Genomic DNA, 26010 nt, shown 5'->3' with positions numbered 1-26010 from the left:
CCTTCTCAGTCGTCCGCCGACAGCAGGCCGGCTCGCCGGCGCATCAGCAGGGTGGTGACGGCCATCGCGATCGCGAAGAGCACGAGCGAGAGCACACAGGCGGCCCCGGTGTTGAAGTTCTGGAAGCCGAGCGAATACACGAGCTGTGGCACGGTGAGCGTGGAGTGGTCGGGGTAGCCGGGCTGGATGACCGAGCCGGGGCCGATACTGACCCCCGAGGCCAGCTTCCCGGCGACCAGGGCCTGGGTGTAGTACTGCATGGTCTGCACCACACCCGTCACCACCGCGAACATCACGATAGGCGTGATCGACGGCCAGGTGACATAGCGGAACCTGGTGAACGCCCCGGCGCCGTCCAACTCCGCCGCCTCGTACTGCTCCTTCGGCACATCCAGCAGCGCGGCCATGAAGATGACCATCAGATCGCCGATGCCCCACAGGGACAGCAGCACCAGCGAGGGCTTGGCCCAGGCCGGGTCGTTGAGCCAGTTCGGCGCGTCAATCCCGATCTTGCCGAGAATGTCGTTCACCGGGCCGGTGCCGGGGTTGAGAAGAAAGACGAACGCGACGGTCGCGGCCACCGGAGGGGCGAGATAGGGGAGATAGAAGGCGGTGCGGAAGAAACCGACGCCCGACTTTATCTTGGTGACCAGCAGCCCGATACCCAGACCGAACACGACGCGCAGCGCGACCATCACCACGACCAGCCACAGCGTGTTCCACAGCGCCGGGCCGAACAGCGGCATCTGCTCCAGCACATATCGCCAGTTGCGCAGGCCCACGAAGGTCGGCGCCTTGATCTGGTTGTAGTGCATAAAGGAGAAGTAGATGGTGGCGATCAGCGGATAGCCGAAGAAGACGGTGAAGCCGACCAGCCAGGGAGAGAGGAAACCGAGGGTGCGGAGCCGCTTGCGCAGATGCTTACGGCGCAGGGCGGGGGCGTTTGTTGTCATCGTGGCCATATCGCCCTCCGTCAGTCCTGCGCCTGGAGAATATCGGCGTCTATCTGGTCGTCCAGTTCCCTGAGCCCCTTGTCCAGGTCATGGACCTTCCCCGCCTCCACGTTGTACGAGAGGTCCTGCAGCGAGGTCACGTACTGGCCGCCGTTGATCGAGGGCGGAAGGGCGTTGCTGTACTTGTTCTGCGCGATATCGAGGAAGGCGCGGAAGGCCGGATCCGAGTCCAGCTTGGGGGAGGCGAGCGCCGCCTTGGTGGACGGCACATTGTGAATGGCGTTGGCGAAGGTGACCACCTGATCGGTGTCGGCGGTCAGAAAGCGCACCAGTTCCCAGGCGGCGTTCTGGTGCTTGCTGCTGTGCGCGATGCCCGTGACGGTGCCCGTGAGATAGCCCCGGCCATACGTGTCGGCCTGATCGTCGGGCACGGGCAGCGGGGCGGTGCCCCATGTGAACTTGGCGTCCTTGAGGAAGAGGCCGCGCCATTCGCCGTCCAGATGCATGGCCAGCTTGCCGGTCAGAAAGGCGTTCTGGGAGGAGAACTCATCGCCGAAGGAGGTACGGAAGGTCTCCAGCGGGCCGTATCCGCCCTGCTCTTGGATCAGGTCCCGGACGGTGGCGTAGAACTTCTTGATCTTTCCTTCCTTCGCCAGCCGTGACTTTCCGTGCTTGTCGAAGTACGTCGGGCCCCACTGGGCGAAGAGCCGGTCCGGACTGTTCTGATAGAGCCGGAAGTTGGGCATGAAGCCGACCCGCTCGTAGCCGCCGCCCTTGGTGCGCTTGGTCAGCTTGGCGGCGTCCCGCTTGAGCTCCGACATGGTGCGCGGGGGGCGCGCGATGCCCGCCTCCTTGAAGGCGTCCTTGTTGTAATACATGCCGTACGCGTCGGCCAGCAGCGGCAGCGCGCACTGCTTGCCCTCGTAACTGGTGTAGTCCAGCAGCGTCTTGGGGAAGACCTTTTTCTTGTCGAGGCCGGTCTTCTTCATGAACGGGTCGAGATCGGCCCACATACCGGACGAGCAGTACTGGCCCACGTTGTTGGTGGTGAAGGACGTGACGACGTCGGGGGCGTCGCCGCCACCGGCCCGTAGCGCCTGGTTGATGGTCTCGTCGGTGACATTGCCGACGGACTTCACCTTGATATTGGGGTGGAGCTTTTCGAAGCGGGCGATGCTTGCGTTGATCGCCTTGACTTCGTTCTGCTCCGACCAGCCGTGCCAGAACTTGAGCGTGACCGGTTTGGTCGGATCGTCTTCGGCACTGCCGGTGCTCGGGTTGGCGCAGCCCGCCATGAGCAGGGCGGCGGCGCAGAGCGCTGACCCGAGATGGGCCAATGATCGTCGTGGCATGGGCGGACTTCCTTGTGCACGGGGGAAACGGCAGGGGAAGCGGCGGTGCGGGGCGCCGGGCGGGGGGTTGGGTACGGCGATGGGGTACCAGGTGTTGTCGGGGACAGGGGGACGTGGTCGGGGATGGGGAGGTCGGGCTCAGGCGGTGTCGAAGACGGTGTGACGGGCATCGGCGAGCGCCGTCTGCAGCGCGCCGATGAGAATCGGATCCCCCTCGACGGCGCTGATCCGCAAGCGCGGCCGGGGCAGCGCGAGCCCGGTCATCTCGGCCTCGACCAGCTCCCGCAGCCGCTCCCCGCCGGCCTGGGCGACCTGCCCGGAGAGCACCACCAACTCCGGGTCGACCACGGCGACGACCGAGGCGAGCCCGGTGGCCAGGCGGCGCGCCAGCTCGGTGAGGACGGCGTCGCCCGCGCCGGGTGTGCGCAGCGCGGAGGCGAGCGCCTTGGTGGCGGTGGGCGCCTGGATGCCGTGCTCCCGGGCCAGTTCGACCACGGCGGGGGAGCCGACCAGCTTCTGGAAGCCCCCGCCCCCGTCCGGCCGCGCGGCGCTGTCGTCCCCGCCGCGCGCGAGCGGGGCACCCGGCAGCGGCATATAGCCGATCTCGCCGGCGCCGCCGGTCGCCCCGCGCAGCAGGGTGCCGCCGAGCACGATGGCCGCGCCGACGCCCTCGTCGGCCCAGACCAGGGCGAAGTCGTCGAAGTCCTGTGCGGTGCCGTGGTGCTGCTCGGCGACGGCCGCGAGATTGACGTCGTTCTCGATCACCAGGGGCGTACCCAGCACCTCGGCCAGTTCGTCCCGCATGGTGCGGGACTGCCAGCCCGGCAGGTGGGGTGCGTAGCGCAGCACCCCGGTGTGCGGGTCGAGCGCGCCGGGGGTGCCGATCACCGTCTGCCGCAGATCGTCCCGGGTGAGCCCGGCGGCGGCCAGCGCGCCGTCCACGGCCTCGGCGACGAGCTCGCCGGTGCGGTTGCGCACCGACTCGGCGGTCGCCTCGGCGTTCACCCGGTGCTCGCCGAGGACCTGGCCGGTGATGTCGGCGACGGCGGCGGTGATGCCCTCCTGGTCGACGGCGAGCGCCGCGACATGGGCGGCGGCCGGGTTGATCTCGTACAGCTGGGCGTTGGGCCCGGGGCGGCCGGTGACGTTCCCGGTCGTCCGGACCAGCCCCGCGGCCTCCAGCCGGGTCAGCAGCTGGGAGGCGGTGGGCTTGGAGAGCCCGGTCAGCTCGCCGAGCCGGGTCCTGGTCAGCGGCCCGTGCGCGACCAGCAGTTCGAGCGCGGCCCGGTCGTTCATGGCGCGCAGCACGCGCGGCGTTCCCGGAGTGCCTGATGCGGCCATGGTGGGTCCCCCCGTATCGCTCGATGCCTCTGTTAAGAAACTTTCCTATTGATGAACAGCAAGGTAAGGCGCGGGGCGGTGAGGCGTCAATGGGTGCGGCCGGGTGAGTGGGGGCATGGCCGTCGGCCGGTGCGGGCCGGGGCGGCGGGAGCGGCGTGGGCCGGGCGGGCCGGGTCCGGAGGCGAGGGTTCCTCCAGTAGCGGTCCAGCGGCGCCTGCCACCGTCGCGCGCAATCGAGAAAAGGGGGGAGCGCATGAAAACAGCCTCACGAGGGCCGCTCGCGGTGCTCATCGCCGTGCTGCTCGCGGTCGCCGCCGGGGCCGGCGGCGCACGGGCCGCGTCGGACGGCGCGCACGGGCCGGGCGGCTCGGGCGGTCAGGGAGGCCAAGCCGGCTCGGGCGCCCAGGGTGGAACGAGCGGCCCGGCCGGGGCTCATGGCCCGGCCGGGGCGAACGGCGCCGGCGCGGCCTCGGCCGCGCTGACGGGCGCACAGGCCGGGGGCGGCCGGGACGCCGCCCGGGCCCAGGCCGCCGAGGCGGTCCGGGCCTATTGGACGCCGGAGCGGCTGCGGCACGCCGCGTATCAGGGCAGCGGTCCGTCCCGGGGTGCCATCGAGCACGCCCAGCGGCAGATCGCGGCCCCAGCCGACGAGCCCGGCTCCGTACCTCCGGCCGCGGCGAGCAGCCCGGGGGCGCCCACCGCGTCCGACGAGATCCCGAACCGGGTCGGGCGGATCTTCTACGTCGATCCGTTCGACGGCAAGGACAAGGCCTGCGACGGCAATCCGCTGAACAGCGGTTCGCGCCGGCTGGTGGTCACCTCCGGCAGCTGTGTGTACAGCAGGGCGGCGCACGCCTGGATGAACAACTGGGTGTTCATTCCCGGCTACTTCAGGGGGAACGCGCCCTACGGCAAGTTCGTCGGCGACTGGGGATACACGTTCAACGCGTGGATCGACGACGGCAATATGAACTACGACTTCGGGCTGGCCACCACCCACCCCAACGAGTCAGGCCAACGGCTCGTCGACAGGGTCGGCGGCGACGGCTTCGCCTGGAACCAGCCCAGGGACGTGTTCGTGAGCGCCAACGGATACTCCGTCAACGGGCAGATCCCCTCAGGGTGCGGCGGCTACACCCGCCCCGCCTCCTTCGGGGGCATCGAGCTGCCCTGCGCCCCGTCGGACGGCGGGCTCTCCCGGGGCGGCCGCTGGCTGATGGACATCAACCCCGACAACTCCCTCGGCTACGTCAACGGCGTGACGAGTATTCACCAGCCCAGTGGCTGGCTCCAGAGCCCCTACATCAACACCGAGTTCAGGGACTTCTTCTACCGGGTCGCCGACAGCTGACGCACGGCTGACACGACGCCATCCACACTGGAATTGAGGAACCATCATGCGCGCTCCCAGGACCCTGAAGACGCTCGCCGTCCGCGCCGCGCTCGCGGTGGGCACGGCCCTGGCGGTCTCCACCACCCTCCTCGTCCCCGTCGCCCAGGCCGCGGTGGCGACCGCCGCGCCCGCGGCCGTTACGCGGGTGGCCGCCGGGCCCACGCTGATCAGCTACGACATCGGGTCCAAGACCCTCACCGGCAGCGGCTTTCTGCCCAGCCACCGGGTGTGGGTCAGGACCGCCGTCTCGGGTTCGGTGCCGACCTGCGGCACCGTCACCCTCTCCGACCTCCGCACCAGCCCCACGCTGCTGGCGGCCACCTCCGACCCCTCCGGGAACATCTCCGTTCCGGTGGACCCCAAGGCCACGCTGCCGCCGCTGCTGGTCTGCCCCAACCCGATCGTCTATCTCTACGGGGCGTATCCGGGCGAGCAGGTCCACTTCAGCGCCCACGACGAGCGCTATGAGAACGGCCGTCTGGTCTGGAGCAACACGCTGACCGTCACGGCGCCGGCCTGAGCCCAAGCACGGCGAGACCCCGTACGCGCAGCCGCGCGACCACCGCGGCTGTGCGTACGGCTGTTTCCCGGCCGGCGGGGGGCGCGGCTACTTCTGGATGGGCGGCGTGGCCGGCGGCGGGATCGGGGTGGTGGCCAGGGACTGCGGGGAGTCGGGGTTGGACAGGGCCGACGGCGCCGCGAGGGTCGTCGTCGTGGCCGAGTTGGCGGCGTCCTCGGGCTCCAGATCCGGGTCCAGGGGGCGGCCGACGATGCGGATCCCCGCTTCGTCCAGCGCCTTCTTGATCCGCCAGCGCAGCTCGCGCTCGACGCCGACCGCCTTGCCCGGCATGGTCCGCGCCGTCACCTTCACGACCATGGAGTCCAGGTAGACCGCGTCAAGACCCAGGACCTCGATCGGTTCCCACAGCCGCTCGTTCCAGGGCTCTTCCTTGGCCATGTCCACGCCGACCTGTGTGATCAGCGCGCGGACCTGCTCCAGGTCCTCGTCCGCGCGGATCTGGACGTCCACGCCGGCCGTGGCCCAGCCCTGGCTGAGGTTGCCGATCCGCTTGACCTCGCCGTTGCGCACGTACCAGATCTCGCCGTTGTCACCGCGCAGCTTGGTGACGCGCAGCCCGACCTCGATCACCTCGCCGGAGGCCACCCCGGCGTCGATCGAGTCGCCGACCCCGTACTGGTCCTCCAGGATCATGAACACGCCGGACAGAAAGTCGGTGACCAGGTTGCGGGCGCCGAAACCGAGGGCGACACCCGCGACACCGGCGCTGGCCAGCAGCGGCGCGAGATTGATCTGCAGCGTCGACAGGATCATCAGCGCCGCGGTGCCCATGATCAGGAACGAGGCCACGGAGCGCAGCACCGAGCCGATCGCCGCGGACCGCTGGCGCCGCCGCTCCGCGTTGACCAGCAGGCCGGCCAGGGCCGTGCCGTCCACGGCCTGGGCGGTGCGGTTCATGCGCTCGATCAGCTTGGTGATCGAGCGCCGCACCACGGTCCGCAGCACGAGCGCGATCACCAGGATCAGGGCGATGCGCAGCCCGATGCTGAGCCAGGTGGACCAGTTCTCCTCCACCCAGCCCGCGGCGTTGGTGGCGCTCTCCTGCGCGTCCTTCAGCGTGGTGGGGGTGCTGGGACGGGTGGGAGTGGGAGTAGGCGTGGCGTCTGCGGCCGGAGCAGCGGACCAGAACACAGCGAGACCCTTCATGTGCGACATGCCCGGCCGGAGGACCGGCGGGCAACCCCTCACACAGTAGCCGGGCCCGGGAATGTGCCGTTCCTGTGTTCGAGAGCGCGTGAGGGCGCCGAGGGGGCGTACAAGAGCGGGGTGAGGGCGTCAGCCGGGCGATTTCCGCCGCGGCCCCGGGCAGCCCGTGATTCTCGCCACTCTGATGGGTGCCCGCGGGCTCGGACGGCCGCCGAATTCCGCTCTTCCGGCGGTATGCGGGCGGTACGCGGAAATGCCTCTCAACCGTTAACCCGGTGATGGTGGCGTTCCGGCCGGGGTTCAGGGGAAACTGGGGGAGATCGTCCCGGCGCGAGCCACGCGCCGCCGGCGTACAAGGAGGCACCCGTGCCGCATGTCCTGGTCCTCAACGCGTCGTACGAGCCGCTCGGCGTCGTACCGCTCCGCCGCGCGCTCGTACTCGTCCTCAACGACAAGGCCGTCAGCCTTGAGGACTCAGGCGCCCTGATGCACAGCGCGACCCGTGTCATACCCGCACCCAGCGTGGTCCGTTTGAAGCGATTCGTCCGGATGCCCTACCGGGGCCCCGTGCCACTCACCCGCCGTGCCCTGTTCGCCCGCGACGGCGGGCGATGTGCGTACTGCGGTGGCGTGGCGACCAGCGTCGACCACGTGATCCCCCGCAGCCGCGGCGGCCAGCACACGTGGGAGAACGTGGTGGCCGCGTGCCGTCGCTGCAACCATGTCAAAGCCGACCGCCATGTCGCGGAGATCGGCTGGCGGCTGCGCCATCAGCCGGCGCCGCCGTCGGGCCTCGCCTGGCGGATCATCGGCACCGGGCATAGGGACCCGCGCTGGCTGCCATACCTGCAGCCGTACGGCGCGGAAGACGCCATGGCCCGGATCGACGGCAAATCTGCCTGAGACCGGGCCATCGTCATGTCTGCGTGCCTGCGCGGTGTATGCGCGGCGAGTCCGTGGACCGTGGCCCCCGCGGCGGAGCGGGGGCCACGGTCCTGTGCTGCGCGCTGTACGGTCCCGCGGCCCGCGGGGGCTCGGCCCGCTTTTCAGTCCGCTGTCACCGCGTACGCCGCCACCGACCACAGGGAGTAGCCGAAGCGGGTGGCGCGCTCGGCACCCTGGACGCGGATGAAGCGGGTGCCGGGGGCGTCCATCCGGACGGTTTCGTGCCCGCCCCGGCCGTCGGAGACGGTGGCCGCGGTGCGCCAGGTGCGGCCGTCGGCCGAGACCTGGACGCGGTAGCGGCTGGCGTAGGCGTCCTGCCAGCGCAGATCGAGCCGGCCGACCCGGGCCGGGCGGGCGAGCTCCAACTGGAGCCAGGCGCCGTCGTCGGCGGGGGAGGACCAGCGGGTGGCGGGGTCGCCGTCGACCGCGGCGGAGGCCGGGAAGTCTGCGGTCTCATCGGCCGACGACGTCGCTTTCGTGCCGTCCGCGCGGGCCAGGTCGGGGCCGCCGGTGGGCGGGAAGGCCCGTACGGTCAGCACGGTCTCCTGTGAGCCGAAGCGCACCGGGACGGTGAAAGTCCCCGCTTTGGTTCCTTCCGGGATCGAAACCTCGATCCGGGCGGTCGCGGTGGATCCGCGCCGGGCGGTCACCGCCTTGTCGGCCGTGACGCGGATGCCGCGCGGCGCGTGGACGGTCAGCTTGCCGTGGATGTCCTCGGGGCGGCGCGGGGTGATGCGGGCCTCGACGACGACGGCGCGGCCGCCGGTCTCGGCGTCGACCGCGTCCCGGGACAGCCGCAGCTCGGCGGCCGGGGTGTCGGCGAACCACGGGGTGATCTCGTGTACGTCGGGCGGCGTCGTGCCCGCCTCCCAGACCAGCCGTATCGCGTCGGCCCGTACGCCACGGCCCGCGAGCTGGGTCCAGCCGCTGCCGGAGACCGCGCCGAGCTTCCGCCAGCCCTCCTCGGGGACATGGGCCCAGACGGTGCCGGGGGAGACCGCGGCGCGCCCGGTGAGCGCGGAGACCGCGCTGAGCGGGCGGGCGCGGTCGAAGCGCACGGTGACCGGGCCGGTGGAGGCCAGTGAGGTCGCCGCGTCGCCGTCGGCGGCGGCGCGCTGGGCCTTGGAGGTGTGCAGCGACTTCTGGTCCGCGGCGTCCAGGCCCGTCCAGGCGTCGGCCCGGGTGAGGGCTTCCTTCAGGAAGGGGCCCAGGACACCCTTGCCCACGGTCACCCGGCTCTTCGCGATCTTCTCGTTCAGTTCCTGCACCGCGGTCCGGGCCGACCAGCTCGCCGCCCCGTCGCCGCGCGCCTGGGCGGTGAGCATGTCCACGGCCTGCGCTCCGGCGTCGCCGTAGCGCCCCAATTGGTCGAGCCAGGGGCCCAGTTCGCCACCCAGGGTCGTATCGAGCCGGTCGGGGGCGTCCCGCATCGTGGTGAAGGCCGAGCGCAGCCGGTCCGCCGCCCGGTCGAGCCGCTGTCCCTTGCCTCCGGCGAGCGCCGTCCAGAATGCCTCGATCAGCGGGCGCAGATACGCGGACTCCTCGCCGCCGAGGACCGAGGACGCGTCGTTTCCGGCGAGCGCGCGCAGGGCCGCGCGGGCGCGGGGGTCGGGTCCGGCGAGGTCGTCGACGGCGGCCCGCCAGGACTCCTGGGCGCGGTAGCCGCGCGGGTTCCAGGCGAAGTCCGCGGCGGTGAACAGCGCGATACGGGAGGCGGTCGGCTGCTCCATGGCGTTGGCGAGCAGCCCCGCCGACTGGGTGGCGACGGCCGGGTCGCGCCCGGTGTACGGGCCGAGGAAGACCCGGTCCTGGGCGTAGTCGTTGACCGGGTAGTTGTCCATGGTGAGCAACGGGTGGCCGAACGCGGTCCGGGCGCCGGCCAGTTCGCTGCCGGTGATGGTCTTGGGCACCACCCCGACGCCGGTCCAGGCGATCTCCACACCGGGGTCGACCTGGGCGGCCAGCGCGCGCCGGAATTCGGTGGCGCCGTCCTGGTAGTACTCGGTCGGCATCAAGGAGAGCGGGGCGGCGTCGGGGTGGCGCGCGGCCAGGTGCGCGGCGACCGTGCCGGCGACCTCGGCCTGCGCCTTGGCCGCCGCCTCGGGGCCCGAGCCGTAGGTGTCGGCGTCCGCCCCGCAGTGCCACTCGCTGTAGCTGACGTCCTGGAACTGGAGTTGGAAGGCGCGCACCCCGAGCGCCCACATGGCGTCCACCTTGCGCAGCAGCGCCCTGCGGTCCTCGGCGGAGGAGAAGCACAGCTCCTGGCCGGGCGAGACCGCCCAGCCGAGGGTGACGTGGTTGCGGCGGGCCTGGTCGGCCAGTTCCCGGAACTCCTCGCGCCGCTCGGCGGGGTACGGGTCGCGCCAGCGGGCCTGGCGGTAGGGGTCGTCGCCGGGCGCGTAGAGATAGCGGTTCTGCTTGGTACGGCCCATGAAGTCGAGCTGGGCGAGCCGGTCCTGGTGGGACCAGGGCTGGCCGTAGAAGCCCTCGGTGGTGCCGCGCACCGTGGCGGCGGGCCAGTCGCGTACGGTCACCCCGGGGAAGCTGCCCGCGCCGTGCGCGGGCCGGACCAGGAGCTGCCGCAGCGTCTGGACGGCGTGGAAGAGGCCGTCCGGGCCGACGCCGGACAGCGCGACCGTCGGCACCCCGGCCGCCTGGCCGGTCGCGAGCCGGTAGCCGCCGGAGGGCAGATCGCCGCGCTCGGGCGCGCCCAGGGCGCGCAGCGCGCTCTGCGCGCCCCGCCCGCCGACGCGCACCACAAGACCGTCCGCGAGCGGCATTCCCTTGGGTATGGGCTCGGTGGCCTCGTTGACGATGCGCGCTCCGGCGTCGTGCAGCAGGGCGCGCAGCGCGTCCAGTGCGTACGGGTCGGAGTCGGCGTCGGCTATGAGCGTGACCTCCTTGCTCACGCTCACGCCGGACCCCTGGGCGCGCAGCGACTGCGGGCGCGGCCATACGGGCGGCACGGCGCCGTCGCTCTCGCGGTCCGTCGTCGAGGTGCCGGGGGCGCCGCGGTCGTCCGGCTTTTGGGGCGTGGCGGCCGCGCCCGGCGCGCCGCCCAGCAGTCCGCCGATGACGGCGGCGGCCATGGCCGTGGCTCCGGCCGCCCTCGATGTTCGTCCTCGGTTTCCCCGCAACTGCACGGGCTTCTCCTCGATACGGACTGGTGGTTCGTCTAGGTGTGGCCCTGATAGGCGCGAGCCCACCATCGCGCGTGTGAGGGTGTCAACGGCGGTGACCGAAATGCCGGTAATGCCATGGTGTGTGGTGTGACGAGATGAGCACTGTGGAGGGAGTGGGCCGGCGGCGGCCGGGGCGCGCATCCCTGAGGCCGAAAGTCTCACGCCGGAATGTCGGGTTGGTCAGTAAGCTATGGGCTCCGGACCCCTTGCGACCGTCAAATCGTCTGCTTCAGGGGATGTGAGCTGAGGCACGTCAGGGGACCGGTTACGTCTGCGACCGCCTCGAGTGGGTAGGCCTGCCCTGTCCCACTGCCGACACCCTCACGGAGGCCCGTGTGGCCGCGTCAGCTCAGCTTCTGCTCTCTGCTCTGTCCAAACCTGTGCCCGAGCCCGACCCGTACGCCGGGGTCTCCCACCCCGACCTGGAGGGGTTCGGCTCGGCTCTGCACGCGGAGACGCCGCTCACCAGTGAGCCTGCGCCCGCCGATATCGCCCCCCTGACCAGCGAGCCCCCGCTCGCCGCCGAACTGCCGCTGACGAGCGAGCCGACCACTGTCGCGTTCGGCGCCGGGGCGGGCATGGAGCCCATGGAGTTCTGAATGGAGTCCTGATGGGCAGAGCGCTCCTCGCCGAGCTGCACGGCGTCGCCACCTCCTACGAGCCCGCCCCCGGCCGCACCGTGCGGGTGCCCGACGACACGGTCGTCGCCGTGCTCGCCGCGCTCGGCGTGGACGCCTCGACCCCTCACTCCGTACAGGCCGCCCTGGAGCGGCACGAGCGCGAGGAGCGCGCCCGGCTGCTGCCGCCCTGCGTGGTGGTGCGCCCCGGCCGGCCGCCCCGGCTGCGGCTGCCCGAGGGCACCGTGCTGCGGGTGACGCCCGAGAACGGCGCGGCCGGTGCGCACGGCGCGGCGCTCGACTGGCGGCCGGAGGCCGACGGCCCGGCGTCCTCCGCGCTCCCCCTGGGCCGCCACACCGTGCACGCCCACGCCCCCGACGGCGGCTCGGCCACCGCCACCCTGGTCGTCGCCCCCGACCGGATGCCGGCGCCCCCGGCGCGCAGCCACGGCTTCCTCGTCCAGCTGTACTCGCTGCTGTCCGCGCGCTCCTGGGGGATGGGCGACCTCGGCGATCTGGCCGACCTCGCCGCCTGGTCGGGCCGGGCGCTGGGCGCCGGGTTCGTCCAGCTCAACCCGCTGCACGCGGCCGTGCCCGGCACGCCTGCCGAGCCCACCGACCCCTCGCCGTACCGCCCCTCCTCCCGCCGCTTCCCCGACCCGGTCCACTTACGGGTCGAGGACGTGCCCGAGTACGCCCAGCTGCGCGGCCCCGCGCGCGACCGCGTCGACCAGCTGCTGGAGCGGGCCGCCGCGCTGCGCACCGCCGTGCTCCACGAGGGCGCGCTGATCGACCGGGACGCGGTGTGGGCGCTCAAGCGGGAGGCCCTGGAGCTGGTGCGGACCGTGCCGCTCAGCCCCGGCCGGCGGGCCGCCTACTGCGACTTCCTGGCCGAGCGCGGTCAGGCCCTCGAGGACCACGCGATCTGGAGCGCGCTCGCCGAGCTTCACGGCCCCACCTGGCGCGCCTGGCCGGACGGCCTGGCCGACCCCCGGTCCGCCGCGGTCGCCCGCGCCCGGGGCGAGCACCTGGACCGGGCCGACTTCCACTGCTGGCTCGCCTGGCTGACGGACGGGCAGCTGGCCGCCGCGCAGCGCGCCGCGCGCGATGCCGGGATGGCCATCGGCCTGGTGCACGACCTGGCGGTCGGGGTGCATCCGTCGGGCGCCGACGCCTGGGCGCAGCGGGACGTCTTCGCGTCCGGGATGTCGATCGGCGCGCCGCCGGACGCGTTCAACTCCCGCGGCCAGGACTGGGGGCTGCCGCCGTGGCGCCCGGACGCCTTGGCCGCCACGGGCTACGCCGTCTACCGCGATCTGCTGCGCGGGCTGCTGCGGCACGCGGGCGCGCTGCGCATCGACCATGTGATGGGCCTGTTCCGGCTGTGGTGGGTGCCGGAGGGGCGGGAGCCGACCGAGGGCTGTTACGTCCGCTACGACGCGGAGGCCATGCTCGGCGTGCTCGCGCTGGAGGCGCATCGCGCGGGGGCGGTGGTCATCGGCGAGGACCTGGGCACGGTGGAGCCGGGGGTGCGGGAGGCGCTGGCGGGGCGCGGGGTGCTGGGCACGTCGGTGCTGTGGTTCGAGCGGAACTACAACGGCGAGGACGGCGGGAACAGCGGGCGCGGCGAGGACGTCGGGATCGGCGGGGACAGCGCGACCGGCGAGGACGGCGGGGAGAGCGTCAGCGGGGCAAGCGGAGGCGGTGCGACGAGTACGCGGCCCCGGGACGCCGTGCCCGCCCGTGCCCGTCCGCTGAGGCCCGAGGAGTGGCGCGCGGACTGCCTGGCGACCGTCACCACCCACGATCTGCCGAGCACCGCCGCCCGACTCACCGGCGGCCATGTCGAGCTGCGGCACCGGCTCGGCCTGCTCACCCGCCCGTTCGCGCGCGAACGGGCCGAGGAGGCGGTGGAGCTCGCGGAGTGGCTGGGGCTGCTGGGGCGGCTGGGGATGCTGCCGGAGGGGCCGGGCGACGAGGAGGCGGCCGTGAAGGCCGTCCACCGCTTTCTGCTGCGCACCCCGGCGAAGCTGGTCGGGGTGTGGCTGCCGGACACGGTGGGGGACCGGCGCCCGCAGAACCTCCCCGGGACCTGGGACCAGTATCCGAACTGGCGGCTGCCCATCGCGGACGCGACCGGCCGCCCCGTATCGCTGGAGGATCTGGTGGCCTCGCCGCGGCTGCATGCCCTGATGGGCGAGGTGGCGCGGGTGGCACGGGGCGGGGGCGCGGCCGGTGCCCGGGGCAAGCCCACCCCGCGCACGCGGGGCGCGAGGGCGTCCGATACCGTGAGTCCGTGAGCAACAAGGTCAAAAAGAACGCCGTTCGCGCCGGTGCCGTCATCGCCGCGACGACGGCGATGCTGATGGTGTCGTCCCCCGCGTTCGCGCTCCGCGACGATGGTGACGACCCGGGTCCGGGCCTGAGCGTCGCGGAGACGCTGGGCCTCTATGTCGTCACTCCCATCGTGCTCTTCGTCGTGATCGCCGGTCTGGTGATGCTCGGCGACAAGACGCGCAAGCGCAGTGACTGACACGTACTGACACAAGGTGACACGAGCTGACACAAGCTGTCACTGAGGACGCCGTGACGAGGGCGCCCCCGGCTGGATGCCGGTGGGCGCCCTCGTTGCGTTTCCCCACGCCGTTGCGTTTCCCCGGCGCCGCTGCGTTTCCGCGCGTCTCTCCGTGCTCTGCCGTAGCTGCATGGGATTTCCCGGTGCGCACCCGGCCATTTATTTCCGCTTTAACCTACGGTGTCGTAACCTACGGAGCCGTAAGTCAAACTTACGGCGCCGTAGGTTTACCCTCGCACGACATCCCCAGGAGCCCACTGTGACCCTCGCCCCAACCAGCCGTCACGGTCAGGCCGTATGGAGCGACAGCCGCCTGCTGTTCGCGCTCGAAGAGGTCGTCGAGGTGGAGCTCAACCGGCATCTGAAGGCCGCCAAGGAGTGGATGCCGCACGAGTACGTGCCGTGGAGCGACGGCCGCAACTTCGACGGCGTGATGGGCGGCGAGGCGTGGGCGCCCGAGCAGTCCAAGGTCACCGACGTGGGCCGGATCGCGCTCGTGGTCAATCTGCTGACCGAGGACAACCTGCCCAGCTACCACCACGAGATCGCCACGCGCTTCGGCCGCGACGGCGCGTGGGGCACCTGGGTGCACCGGTGGACGGCGGAGGAGGGCCGGCACGGCATCGTCATGCGTGACTACCTGCTCACCACCCGCGCGGTCGACCCGGTCGAGCTGGAGCGGTTCCGGATGGCCCACATGGGCGAGGGGTTCGAATCCGACAACGGCCACAGCATGCTGCACTCCATCGCGTACGTGGCCTTCCAGGAGCTCGCCACCCGTATATCGCACCGCAACACCGGCCACCACTCCGGCGACCCGCTCTGTGACCGGATGCTGGCCCGTATCGCCACCGACGAGAACCTGCACATGGTCTTCTACCGGAATCTGCTGGCGAAGGCGTTTGAACTGGCGCCCGACCAGACCATGAGCGCCGTACGCGATGTGGTGGTCGGCTTCCGTATGCCGGGGCACGGTATGCCCGGGTTCGAGCGGGCCGCCGCGCAGATGGCCATCGGCGGCATCTACAACCTGCGCATCCACCACGACGACGTCCTCCAGCCCGTGCTGCGCTTCCTCAAGGTCCTGGAGATCTCCGGGCTCTCGGGCGAGGGGCTGAAGGCGCAGGAGGAGCTGGGTCTTTACATGGGCGGTCTGGACGCCCAGGCCACCAAGTTCGACGAGCGGCGCGAGGCGATGCTGGCCCGCCGCGCGGCCCGCATCGCCGCGCAGGTCTGAGGCACCGGACCAGACGCGAGGCACCGGACACGAGGGCGCCCCGGACCAACCCGGTCCGGGGCGCCCTCATCCGTGTATGTGTACCGTCAGCCCGCCGCAGCCGCCGCGTCCGCGGCCTGGGCCCTGAGCGCCCGCTCGACGCCCGCGCGGCACTCGGTGACCAGGCGGCGCAGCGCCGCGCTGGGCTCGGCGGAGGCCAGCCAGGCGTCGGTCGCGTCCAGCGTGGCCTGTGAGATCTGTACGGTCGGGTAGAGGCCGATCGCGATCTGCTGCGCCATCTCGTGGCTGCGGCTGTCCCAGACGCCCTTGACCGCCGCGAAGTACTTCTCGGCGTACGGGGCCAGCAGCTCGCGCTGGTCGGTCTGGATGAAGCCGCGGATCACCGACTCCTGCACCGCGTTCGGCAGCTTGTCGGACTCCACGATCGACGCCCACGCCTCGGCCTTCGCCTCCGGCGTCGGCCGGGCGGCGCGCGCGGTGGCCGCGTGGCGCTCGCCCGCCGAGGTGCGGTCCCGCTCCAGCTCGGCGTCGACCGAGGCCCCGTCGGACCGGCCGGTCGCGGCCAGCCGCTCCAGCAAGGCCCAGCGCAGCTCGGTGTCGACGGCCAGGCCCTCGATGGTCTCGGTGCCCGCCAGCAGCCCGGCCAGCAGGTCGAGCTGTGCGTCGGTGCGGGCGGTGTCGGCGAAGGCCCGCGCCCAGGCCAGCTGGTGGTCGCTGCCGGGGGCGGCGGCCCGCAGGTGGTCCACGGTGGCCTCGGTCCACCGCGCCAGGCCCGTCGGGCGCCAGTCGGGGGCCGCGTACAGGTCGAGGGCCAGCTTGGCCTGGCGCTGCAGCGACTGGACGACGCCGATGTCCGACTCCTTGGCGATACCGGACAGCACCAGGGAGAGGTAGTCGCGGGTGGCCAGTTCGCCGTCGCGGGTCATGTCCCAGGCGGAGGCCCAGCACAGGGCGCGCGGCAGGGACGCCTCGAAGTCGCCCAGATGCTCGGTGACCACGGCCAGGGAGTCGGGGTCCAGGCGCACCTTGGCGTACGACAGGTCGTCGTCGTTGAGCAGGATCACGGCCGGGCGCTTGAGGCCGGCCAGGGCGGCCACGGGGGTCAGCTCGCCGTCCACGTCGACCTCGATCCGCTCGCCGCGCACCAGCTTGCCGGTGGCGTCGATGTCGTACAGGCCGATCGCGATGCGGTGCGGGCGCAGCAAGGGCTCGCCCTTGGCGCCGGGCGGCAGGGCCGGGGCTTCCTGCCGGACGGCGAAGGAGGTGATGGTGCCGGAGGCGTCGGTTTCGATCTCCGGGCGCAGGATGTTGATCCCCGCGGTCTCCAGCCACGCCTTGGACCAGGTCTTCAGGTCCCGGCCGCTGGTCTCCTCGAGCGCGCCGAGCAGGTCGGACAGCCGGGTGTTCTTGTAGGCGTGGCGCTTGAAATACGCCTGTACGCCCTTGAAGAACTCCTCCTCGCCGACGTAGGCGACCAGCTGCTTGAGGACGGAGGCGCCCTTCGCGTAGGTGATGCCGTCGAAGTTGACCATGACGTCGTCGAGGTCGCGGATCTCGGCCATGATCGGGTGGGTGGACGGCAGCTGGTCCTGCCGGTAGGCCCAGGTCTTCATCGAGTTGGCGAAGGTGGTCCAGGCGTGCGGCCACCTGCTGCCGGGCGCGGACGCCTGGCAGGCGATGGAGGTGAAGGTGGCGAACGACTCGTTCAGCCACAGGTCGTTCCACCACTCCATGGTGACCAGGTCGCCGAACCACATATGGGCCAGCTCGTGGAGGATGGTCTCCGCCCGCGTCTCATAGGCCGCGTCCGTGACCTTGGAGCGGAAGACGTACTGGTCGCGGATGGTGACCGCGCCCGCGTTCTCCATCGCGCCCGCGTTGAACTCCGGTACGAACAGCTGGTCGTACTTGGCGAAGGGGTAGGCGTAGTCGAACTTCTCCTGGAACCAGTCGAAGCCCTGCCGGGTCACCTCGAAGATCGCGTCCGAGTCCAGGAACTCGGCGAGCGAGGGGCGGCAGTAGATGCCCAGCGGCACCGACCGCCCCTCGCCCTCCCAGCTGCTGTGCACGCTGTGGTACGGCCCGACGATCAGCGCGGTGATGTACGTCGAGATGCGCGGCGTCGGCTCGAAGCGCCAGACGTTGTCCTTGGGTTCGGGCGTCGGCGAGTTGGAGATCACCGTCCAGCCCTCGGGCGCCGTCACGGTGAACTGGAACGTGGCCTTCAGGTGCGGCTGCTCGAAGCTCGCGAACACCCGGCGCGCGTCCGGCACCTCGAACTGGGTGTAGAGGTATGCCTGCTGGTCGACCGGGTCCACAAAGCGGTGCAGGCCCTCGCCGGTGTTGGTGTACGCGCAGTCCGCGACGACCCGCAGCTCGTTGCGCCCCTGCTGGAGGCCGCCCAGCGCGATCCGGGAGTCCGCGAAGACGTCGGCCGGGTCCAGTTCGTATCCGTTGAGCACCACCTGGTGCACGGTGGGCGCGACCAGGTCGATGAAGGAGTCGCCCGCCTCGGCCGCGTCGAAGCGCACCGAGGTGACCGACCGGAACGTGCCGCCTTCCTGGGCGCCGGAGAGATCGAGCTCGATCTCGTACGAGTCGACGCTGAGCAGCCGCGCCCGCCGCTGCGCCTCTTCGCGGGTCAGGTTCGTTCCAGGCACCTGGGCATCTCCTTCGAATACGACGTTTCGGCCATCCTTCCACGCAAGGCCCATCCGCCGCCCGCGGTAATCGCCCGGCGCCGCGGGGCGCCTGTCAGGTGCCGGGAACGAGGCTGGTGCCGGGAACGCGGCTGCCCGGAGCCTCGGCTCGGCTGAGAGCTCGGCTGAGAGCTCAGCTGAGCTCGGCCGCCACCAGCTCCGCGATCTGGACGGCGTTGAGCGCAGCGCCCTTGCGGAGGTTGTCGTTGGACACGAAGAGCGCCAGCCCGTTGTCGACCGTCTCGTCCACGCGGATGCGGCCCACATAGCTGGGGTCGTTGCCCGCGGCCTGAAGCGGGGTGGGGATCTCGGAGACCTCGACGCCGGGGGCCTGCCCCAGCAGCTCGTAGGCGCGCTCCACGCTCAGCGGATTGGCGAAGCGGGCGTTGAGCTGCAGCGAGTGGCCGGTGAAGACGGGGACCCGGACGCAGGTGCCGGAGACCTTGAGCTCGGGGATCCCGAGGATCTTGCGGGACTCGTTGCGGAGCTTCTGCTCCTCGTCGGTTTCAAACCGGCCGTCGTCGACGAGATTGCCCGCGAAGGGCAGCACGTTGAAGGCGATGGGGCGCTTGTAGACGGCGGGCTCGGGGAACTCCACGGCGGCCCCGTCGTGGGTCAGCGCGGTCGCGCCGTCGATGGCCTTGCGGACCTGGCCGTCCAGCTCCTCCACACCGGACAGACCGGAGCCGGACACGGCCTGGTAGGTGGTGGCGACCAGGGCGGTCAGGCCCGCCTCCGCGTGCAGCGGGCGCAGCACCGGCATGGCGGCCATGGTGGTGCAGTTCGGGTTGGCGATGATGCCCTTGGGGCGGTGGGCCACGGCGTCCGGGTTGACCTCGGAGACCACCAGCGGCACCTCGGGGTCCATCCGCCAGGCGGAGGAGTTGTCGATCACCACGGCGCCGGCCGAGGCGACCTTGGACGCCAGCGCCCGGGAGGTGGCCCCGCCCGCGGAGAACAGCGCGATGTCCAGCCGGGAGTAGTCGGCGGTGGCCGCGTCCTCGACGGCGATCTCGGTGTCCCGCCAGGGGAGCATGCGCCCGGCGGAGCGGGCCGAGGCGAACAGGCGCAGCTCCTCGACCGGGAAGTCCCGCTCCTCGAGGATCTTCCGCATGACCCCGCCGACCTGGCCGGTGGCTCCGACGATTCCGATCCTCACGACGCGCTCCTTCACGATCTGTGCCTGCTGCTGGGCGCCTGGCCACGTTCTGTGCCTGCTGCTGGGTGCCTGGCGTGCCTCCCATCATGCGGGTGGCCCCGGCGACCTTGTCCAATCCATTGTCCGGTCCCCGGGACGGCCCCGCGCCGGGCGTACGCCGCGCGCACACCGCGCGCAACCCGTTTCGGAGTGCTGTCGGCGTTCCCAGGTCCGGTGAACTCCGGGTGAGCGGCGGGATTCCGGCTGCGGAGTGCGGGATGACCGTTTGCTATCGCCAAGATCCACGTGCGTATTTCGGCGTTGGGCGTTGCCGCATCGTTAACTCGCAGGCCATCCCCGCTGCCAACGATCCGGAGTGACAGGGCAGCCCGCTGCCCGACCGCTGCCGCGCATCCACTCGGGGAGATCCCGCATGTCCCGCATACGGTCCGCCACCCACGCCGCCCTCGACCGCCGCACCCTTCTCGTCGCCACCGCCTCCGCAGGTGCCGCAACGGGCCTCGGGCTCGCCTTCGGGCCCGGCAGCGGTTCGGCGACCGCCTCACAGCCGGCCCAGGTGCGCGCCGCCGCCCGCAGAGTCGTCACCGCCCCCGCGCTCCCCTCGAAGGCCGGGACGACGCTGGAGACCTTCTCCGCCCCGCGCGGCAGCGGCACCTACCGCAGGCTCGGCGACGGCCCGGCCTGGGCCCGTACCGTACGCACCGAGCTCGCCGGGGCCAAGGGCGGCCGGGAGGACCGGCGCACCACGCTCGCCTCCTTCGTACAGCTCACGGACATGCACCTCACCGATGTGCAGCACCCGCTGCGGTACGAGTTCCTGCGCGCCGGGCGCCCGGGCGCCTGGCGGCCCCACGAGGCGCTGACCGTGGTCGGCGCCGCGTCCCTCATCGAGCGGGTCAACGGGCTGCGCGGCGGGCCGGCCACCGGCTCCCCACTCTCCTTCGTCATGACCACCGGCGACAACACCGACAACAACGCGCGGATCGAGCTGGACTGGTTCCTGGGCGTGATGAACGGCGGCCGGATCACCCCCAACACGGGCGACCCGCGCCGCTACGAGGGCGTGCAGAACAGCGGGCTCAAGGCGTTCTGGCACCCGGAGAGCGCGGTGCGCGACACCGACAAGCAGGTCGGCTTCCCGCGTATCGACGGCTTCCTTACGGCCGCGCTGCGCACCGTCAACAGCCCCGGGCTGCGGCTGCCGTGGTACTCGACCATCGGCAACCACGACGACCTGTCCGGCGGTGTCTACTCCTTCGGCGGCTCCTACTTCGCGGACCTCGCCACCGGCAGCCGCAAGCTCCAGATCATCCCGGCCGCCGAGGCCGAGGAGCGCTTCAAGGACGAGCGCAAGGGCGGCGACCCCACGGGCAAGGTCATGAAGGAGCTGCTGCGCGCGCACGCGAAGGACATGCGCACCGTCACCCCCGACGAGCGCCGCGCGCCCTTCTCCCAGCGGGACTTCGTCGCGGCGCACCTCGACCCGGCCCACACCGGGCCCGGCCCGGTCGGCCACGGCTACACCAAGGCCAACCTCGACGAGGGCACCTGCTACTACTCGTTCCGGATATCCGACGGCCTCCTCGGCATCAGCCTGGACACCACCGACCCGGGCGGCCACTACACCGGGTCGCTGGGCACCGCCCAGCTGCGCTGGCTGGAGCGGACCCTGAAGGCCCACAAGGACGACCGGATCCTGGTCTTCAGCCACCACTACAGCCGCAGCATGGACAACCTGAACCGTGACCCGGCCCGCCCGCGCGAGGCCCGACACGGCGGCGACGAGGTCGTGGCGCTCTTCCAGCGCCACCCCCAGGTGCTGGCGTGGATCAACGGCCACAGCCACAAGAACGAGATCACCCCGCGTGGCACCTTCTGGGAGATCACCACCGCCTCGCATGTGGACTTCCCCCAGCTGGCCCGGGTGATCGAGGTCGTGGACAACCACGACGGCACGCTGTCGCTGTTCACCACCCTCGTCGAGTCGGCCGCGCCGCGCCGCACGGACTACGCCGATCTGTCCCAGACCGGCCTGGCCGCGCTCTACCGCGAGCTGTCCTACAACGCCCCGGGGCGCAGCCAGGCCCTGGCGGGCGACGCGGACGACCGCAACACCGAGCTGCTGCTGCGCAAGCGGTGACCCGTCTCATATAACCGGTCTCACCTGGGCCGGATCACGAGGTAGGGCGTGGGCTCGCGGTCGATCGACGCGATCAGCGCGGTGCGGACGACCGCGGCCTGCGTCTCCAGGCTCTCGCGGAGCTTCTTGGGCGTGACGCGCACGACCGTGATGCCCAGCCGCTCCATATGCTCGCCCGCGGGCGTGAAGCGGCCCAGTGGATCGTGCCCGCCGCCCTGGCGGGGGGTGCGCGCGTCGATCTCCAGCGCCACGGCCTGCAGCGGCCAGTACGCGTCCACCCCGGACAGCAGGGGGCCGCCGGGCAGCCGCAGCTCGACGTTCCACAGCGGCTCGGGCAGGGAGTATCCGCGCACCATGTCGTAGAGCTGGGCCTCGGCCATGGCCCGCCCCTCGGCCAGCAGCGCGTCGACGGCGTCGACGACATGCGGCCGGGACAGCAGCCGGGCCCGGCTCAGCTCCCGTACGACGGACGACGCCTCGCAGTGCCCCTGGCGTACGGCCTCGATGAGCAGCCGGCGTACGGCCGAGGCGTCGGACAGCTGGGCCACCGTGTCGGCCAGCGCGCGGGCGGCGGGGGCGGTCGGCAGACCGGTGATCTCCCGGGGACAGGGCAGGGCGGCGGCGCGGACGAAGCGCACATAGCCGGCCCCGCGCAGCCGCCGCGCACGCGGTACGAGCACATCGACACGGTCCAGGGCGCGCAGCGAGGGGACGGCGGAGAAGCGGTGCAGGGCCAGCGCCGCCAGTCCGGTGATCATCGCCTCGCCGTACGGACCGCCGCCCGCCCCGGGTGCCGGAACGGCGCCTTCCGGGTGGCCCGGGCGCTCCCGGCTCGCGGTGTACAGGAGCGCCGCGTGCAGCCGCTCCTCGCCGGTGGCGGGGCCGGGGTGGAGCAGATGGACGCCCGGCAGGATCCGCTGCCAGGGTCCGCCGGGGCGGCAGCGCTCGGCGGCCTCGGCCGCCGTCACGCCGTGCTCACGGAGTTGACGACTCGTCAAAACGCTGCGGCCGCCGTCCGGGAGGTGGTGCAGCGGGCGGGGCGAGAGCGGGGTGTCGGAGTTCATGACCCCGCCATTCCCGGGCCCGCCCGGCCCGCTAACCGCTGTTACACGCTCGTCGACAAATACGGACAACCCCGTCCTAAAGTACGGACGTTCGATTGCCGAAAACAGCTGATCTGCCGATAAAGCCCCGTCAAACGGCCGAGCGGGCGTCGCACTCCTGTCCGCGCAGCGCCCGCGCGAGATCGTCGCGCGCCTCCAGGACCAGTCGGCGCAGCGCCGGCGCCGCGTTCGGATGGCGGGTCAGCCAGGCGTCGGCCGCCTCCAGGGTCGTGGGGTCGCCCTGCGCGGGGAACAGGCCGCGGACGATCGACATGGCGATCTCGATCGACCGCTCCCGCCACACCCGCTCGATCACGGCGAAGTACCGGTCCTGGTACGGCGCGAGCAGGTCCGCCTGCGAGGGCTGCGCGAAGCCCGCGATGGTGGCCTCCACCAGAGCGTTGGACAGCGCGTCGGACTCCACGACCGCCGCCCATGCCTCCGCCTTGACCGCGGCCGACGGCCGGGCGGTCAGGCAGCGGACCTGGTGGCGCTTGCCGGAGGCGGTGTCGTCGCGGCCCAGCTCCGCCGCGATCAGCGACTCGTCGGCCGCGCCCTGGGCGGTCAGCGAGGCGAGGAACGTCCAGCGCAGCTCCTGGTCGACATCCAGCCCGTCGATCCGGGCCGTGCCGTCCAGCAGCCCGAGCAGCAGCCGCTGGTCCAGGTCGGTGGCGGCGGTCTGGGCGAAGAACCGCGCCCAGGCCAGCTGGTGGCCGCTGCCCGGCGCGGCCAGCCGCAGCTCGCGCAGCGCGCCCTCGGCGACCCGCAGGCCGCCCTCCTCGCGCCAGTCGGGCGCCGCGTAGTGCTGGAGCGCCGACTGGGCCCACGCCTGGACCATCTGGAGCACGCCGATATCGGTCTCCGCCCCGCCGAAGCGCTCCACCAGGTCCAGGAAGTCGCGGGCGGGCATCAGCGCGTCCCGCGTCAGATTCCACAGGGCGGACCAGCACAGCGCCCGCGCGAGGGGGTCGGTCAGCTCGCCCAGGTGGGCGCGCAGGGTGTCCAGCGAGGCCTCGTCGAAGCGGACCTTGCAGTAGGTGAGGTCGTCGTCGTTGACCAGGATCAGCTCGGGCCGCTCGGCCCCGGTCAGCTCGGCCACCACCGTACGGGGGCCGTCCACGTCGACCTCGGCCCGCGCGTAGCGCACCAGCGCGCCGGTCCCGTCCGCCGCCGCGCCGGCCCGCCGGTAAAGGCCGACGGCGACCCGGTGCGGCCGCAGCGTCGGATGCTCGGCGGAGGCGGCCTCCTGGACGATCGACAGCTCGGTGATATGGCCGGCCGCGTCATAGGTGGCCTGGGGGGTGAGCACATTGACCCCGGCCGTCTCCAGCCAGGCCCGGGACCAGGCGGCCATGTCCCGGCCGGAGGTCTCGGTCAGCACCGACAGCAGATCGGTCAGGCGCGTATTGCCGTACGCATGGCGCTTGAAGTAGCGGCGCGCGCCCTCCAGGAAGGCGTCCCGCCCGGCGTAGGCCACCAGCTGCTTGAGGACGGAGGCGCCCTTGGCGTAGGTGATCCCGTCGAAGTTGAGCTTGGCGTCCTCCAGGTCGCGGATATCGGCCGTGACCGGGTGGGTGGACGGCAACTGGTCGGCGCGGTACGCCCAGGCCTTGCGGCGGTTGGCGAAGGTGATCCAGCCGTCGGTGAAGCGGGTCGACTCGACGAGCGAGAAGGCGCCCATGAAGTCCGCGAAGGACTCCTTGAGCCACAGGTCGTCCCACCACTCCATGGTGACCAGGTCGCCGAACCACATATGGGCCATCTCGTGGAGGATCACATTGGCCCGGTGCTCGTACGAGGCCTGGGTGACCTTGCCGCGGAAGACGAACTCCTCACGGAAGGTCACACAGCCCGGGTTCTCCATCGCGCCGAGGTTGTACTCGGGCACGAACGCCTGGTCGTACTTCCCGAACGGGTACGGGTAGTCGAAGTGGTCGTGGAAGAAGTCCAGGCCCTGCTTGGTGACGGTGAAGATGTCGTCCGCGTCGAAGTGCTTGGCGAGCGAGGCGCGGCACAGCGCCCCCAGCGGGATCTCCAGGGCCGAGCCGTCCGGCAGGGCGCGGCTGTAGTGGTCCCGTACATAGTGGTACGGGCCGGCCACGACCGCCGTGATGTACGTCGAGATCGGCTCGGTCGGCGCGAAGTGGGTGGTGGCGAACCCGTCACCCGCTCCCCACGGCTCGAGCGCCGCCACCGCGCCGTTGCTGAGCACCGTCCAGTCCTGCGGGGCGGTCACCGAGAAGGTGAAGCGGGCCTTGAGGTCGGGCTGCTCGAAGTTCGCGAAGACGCGGCGGGAGTCGGCCGGCTCGTACTGCGTGTACAGATAGACCTGGCCGTCCTCGGGGTCCACAAAGCGGTGCAGCCCCTCACCGGTCCTGCTGTAGGCGCACTGCGCCTCCACCACCAGCTCGTTCTCCGCGGCGAGGGAGTCGAGGGCGATCCGCGCGCCGTCGAAGACGGCCTTCGGGTCGAGCTCCCGTCCGTTCAGCCGCACGGCGGTGACCCGCGGCGCGATCAGATCGGCGAAGGACGCCGCCCCCGGCTCGGCGCAGCGGAAGCGCAGCGTGGTCGTCGAGCGGAAGGTGCGCGGACCCTGACCCGCGTGCTCCCCGACCGCGGACCGCAGGTCGAGCGCCACGTCGTACGCGTCCACGGTCAGCAGCTGCGCGCGCTCTCGGGCTTCGTCACGGGTCAGGTTCTCGCCGGGCAAGACGCGGCTCCCTCGTCATCGTCTCGAATATCGGACACTCGAACACGCGAAATCATGTCACGCGGCACTGACAACGGGAATCGGGGAATGGCCGCCACGCCCGGCCGTGTTTCCCGGAACACCTATCGCTTTCCCATAGCTGTCCGTTCGAGGAGAGATCGTGACCGAAACTGCCAAGACTCCTGCCGACTTCTGGTTCGACCCGCTGTGCCCGTGGGCCTGGATGACCTCCCGCTGGATGCTGGAGGTGGAGAAGGTCCGCCCGGTCGAGGTGCGCTGGCATGTGATGAGTCTGGCCGTGCTCAACGAGCCCCGGGTCGACGAACTGCCCGAGGAGTACCGCGAGCTGATGAAGACCGCCTGGGGTCCGGTCCGGGTCTGCATCGCCGCCGCGCAGAAGCACGGCAGCGACGTCCTCGGCCCGCTCTACACCGCCCTCGGCACCCGCTTCCACAACCAGGGGCTGGAGAAGAACCGCGAGACGATCGTCGCCGCCCTCGAGGAAGCCGGCCTGCCCGCCGAGCTCGCGGACGCCGCCGACTCCGACGAGTACGACACCGAGCTGCGCGCCTCCCACAAGGAGGGCATCGACCTGGTCGGCCAGGACGTGGGCACCCCGGTCATCGCGGTCCCCGGCCCCGACGGCGAGCAGATCGCCTTCTTCGGCCCGGTCGTGACCCCCGCGCCCAAGGGCGAGGCCGCCGCCCAGCTGTGGGACGGCACGCTGATGGTCGCCTCGATCCCCGGCTTCTACGAGATCAAGCGCACCCGCACGGTGGGCCCGATCTTCGACTGAGGCACACCTGAGGCACACCTGAGGCACACCTGAAGTACGTACGACGGACAGGTGAAGGCCCCCGCGCGACACGGTCGCGCGG

Annotated in this window: 18 protein-coding genes; 9 read left to right on the top strand and 9 right to left on the bottom strand. The window is 71.7% G+C overall.

Annotated features, from left to right (window positions below):
• Positions 1-5: 5 nt before the first annotated feature.
• From ACWDSL_RS22705 to ACWDSL_RS22695, 3 genes are all read right to left on the bottom strand, one after another.
• Positions 6-962 carry a carbohydrate ABC transporter permease gene (locus ACWDSL_RS22705; protein WP_450488098.1) on the bottom strand — a complete coding sequence of 319 codons (957 nt, stop codon included), beginning with the start codon at positions 960-962 and terminating at the stop codon, positions 6-8.
• 11 nt (positions 963-973) lie between these two features.
• Positions 974-2305, bottom strand: a complete 1332-nt coding sequence (locus ACWDSL_RS22700; protein ID WP_450488095.1) for an ABC transporter substrate-binding protein — start codon at positions 2303-2305, stop codon at positions 974-976.
• A 138-nt stretch (positions 2306-2443) separates the two neighbouring features.
• Entirely contained in the window at positions 2444-3646 is a 1203-nt protein-coding gene (locus ACWDSL_RS22695; RefSeq protein WP_450488093.1) for an ROK family transcriptional regulator, read from the bottom strand.
• Positions 3647-3899: 253 nt separating this feature from the next.
• On the opposite strand from ACWDSL_RS22695, the gene ACWDSL_RS22690 reads away from it, so the two are divergent.
• Positions 3900-4997 carry a trypsin-like serine peptidase gene (locus tag ACWDSL_RS22690; RefSeq protein WP_450488091.1) on the top strand — a complete coding sequence of 366 codons (1098 nt, stop codon included), beginning with the start codon at positions 3900-3902 and terminating at the stop codon, positions 4995-4997.
• A 46-nt stretch (positions 4998-5043) separates the two neighbouring features.
• A complete protein-coding gene (locus ACWDSL_RS22685; RefSeq protein ID WP_450488089.1) occupies positions 5044-5559 on the top strand; it encodes a hypothetical protein in 516 nt (171 codons plus the stop codon).
• 87 nt (positions 5560-5646) lie between these two features.
• Here the strand turns inward: ACWDSL_RS22685 and ACWDSL_RS22680 are convergent, their stop codons facing one another.
• Positions 5647-6765 carry a mechanosensitive ion channel family protein gene (locus tag ACWDSL_RS22680; protein WP_450488087.1) on the bottom strand — a complete coding sequence of 373 codons (1119 nt, stop codon included), beginning with the start codon at positions 6763-6765 and terminating at the stop codon, positions 5647-5649.
• A gap of 366 nt (positions 6766-7131) precedes the next feature.
• Between ACWDSL_RS22680 and ACWDSL_RS22675 the strand changes: the two genes are divergently transcribed.
• Complete coding sequence (locus tag ACWDSL_RS22675) at positions 7132-7668, top strand: HNH endonuclease (protein WP_014179649.1); 537 nt, start codon at positions 7132-7134, stop codon at positions 7666-7668.
• Between the two features lie 143 nt (positions 7669-7811).
• On the opposite strand, the gene ACWDSL_RS22670 is transcribed toward ACWDSL_RS22675, so the two are convergent.
• Positions 7812-10799 carry a beta-N-acetylglucosaminidase domain-containing protein gene (locus ACWDSL_RS22670; protein WP_450488084.1) on the bottom strand — a complete coding sequence of 996 codons (2988 nt, stop codon included), beginning with the start codon at positions 10797-10799 and terminating at the stop codon, positions 7812-7814.
• Between the two features lie 428 nt (positions 10800-11227).
• Here ACWDSL_RS22670 and ACWDSL_RS22665 point away from each other — a divergent pair, with 428 nt between their 5' ends.
• From ACWDSL_RS22665 to ACWDSL_RS22650, 4 genes are all read left to right on the top strand, one after another.
• On the top strand, positions 11228-11491 hold the full coding sequence (locus ACWDSL_RS22665) for a hypothetical protein (protein WP_450488082.1): 264 nt from the start codon (positions 11228-11230) through the stop codon (positions 11489-11491).
• A gap of 11 nt (positions 11492-11502) precedes the next feature.
• Entirely contained in the window at positions 11503-13809 is a 2307-nt protein-coding gene (malQ, locus tag ACWDSL_RS22660; protein ID WP_450488080.1) for a 4-alpha-glucanotransferase, read from the top strand.
• Positions 13806-14042: a hypothetical protein gene (locus tag ACWDSL_RS22655; protein ID WP_089506818.1), complete on the top strand. Its 237-nt coding sequence runs from the start codon at positions 13806-13808 to the stop codon at positions 14040-14042. The genes malQ and ACWDSL_RS22655 overlap by 4 nt, the downstream gene beginning before the upstream one ends.
• A 301-nt stretch (positions 14043-14343) precedes the next feature.
• Positions 14344-15321 (top strand): acyl-ACP desaturase, encoded by a 978-nt coding sequence (locus ACWDSL_RS22650; RefSeq protein ID WP_450488078.1) that lies wholly within the window; start codon positions 14344-14346, stop codon positions 15319-15321.
• An 86-nt stretch (positions 15322-15407) separates the two neighbouring features.
• Here the strand turns inward: ACWDSL_RS22650 and pepN (ACWDSL_RS22645) are convergent, their stop codons facing one another.
• Both pepN (ACWDSL_RS22645) and ACWDSL_RS22640 read right to left on the bottom strand, forming a co-directional pair.
• Entirely contained in the window at positions 15408-17981 is a 2574-nt protein-coding gene (gene pepN, locus ACWDSL_RS22645; protein WP_450488076.1) for an aminopeptidase N, read from the bottom strand.
• A gap of 172 nt (positions 17982-18153) precedes the next feature.
• Positions 18154-19179 (bottom strand): aspartate-semialdehyde dehydrogenase, encoded by a 1026-nt coding sequence (locus ACWDSL_RS22640; RefSeq protein WP_089506815.1) that lies wholly within the window; start codon positions 19177-19179, stop codon positions 18154-18156.
• 412 nt (positions 19180-19591) lie between these two features.
• Between ACWDSL_RS22640 and ACWDSL_RS22635 the strand changes: the two genes are divergently transcribed.
• Positions 19592-21319 carry a TIGR03767 family metallophosphoesterase gene (locus tag ACWDSL_RS22635; protein ID WP_450488073.1) on the top strand — a complete coding sequence of 576 codons (1728 nt, stop codon included), beginning with the start codon at positions 19592-19594 and terminating at the stop codon, positions 21317-21319.
• A 20-nt stretch (positions 21320-21339) separates the two neighbouring features.
• Here the strand turns inward: ACWDSL_RS22635 and ACWDSL_RS22630 are convergent, their stop codons facing one another.
• Positions 21340-22383: a hypothetical protein gene (locus tag ACWDSL_RS22630; RefSeq protein WP_450488071.1), complete on the bottom strand. Its 1044-nt coding sequence runs from the start codon at positions 22381-22383 to the stop codon at positions 21340-21342.
• A gap of 130 nt (positions 22384-22513) precedes the next feature.
• On the bottom strand, positions 22514-25132 hold the full coding sequence (pepN, locus tag ACWDSL_RS22625) for an aminopeptidase N (RefSeq protein WP_450488069.1): 2619 nt from the start codon (positions 25130-25132) through the stop codon (positions 22514-22516).
• A 160-nt stretch (positions 25133-25292) separates the two neighbouring features.
• Between pepN (ACWDSL_RS22625) and ACWDSL_RS22620 the strand changes: the two genes are divergently transcribed.
• Positions 25293-25928, top strand: a complete 636-nt coding sequence (locus ACWDSL_RS22620; protein ID WP_014179660.1) for a mycothiol-dependent nitroreductase Rv2466c family protein — start codon at positions 25293-25295, stop codon at positions 25926-25928.
• Positions 25929-26010 lie beyond the last annotated feature (82 nt).

This window comes from Streptomyces sp. NPDC000941 (genome assembly GCF_053599555.1).
This window is presented reverse-complemented; position numbering and strand designations above follow the sequence as displayed.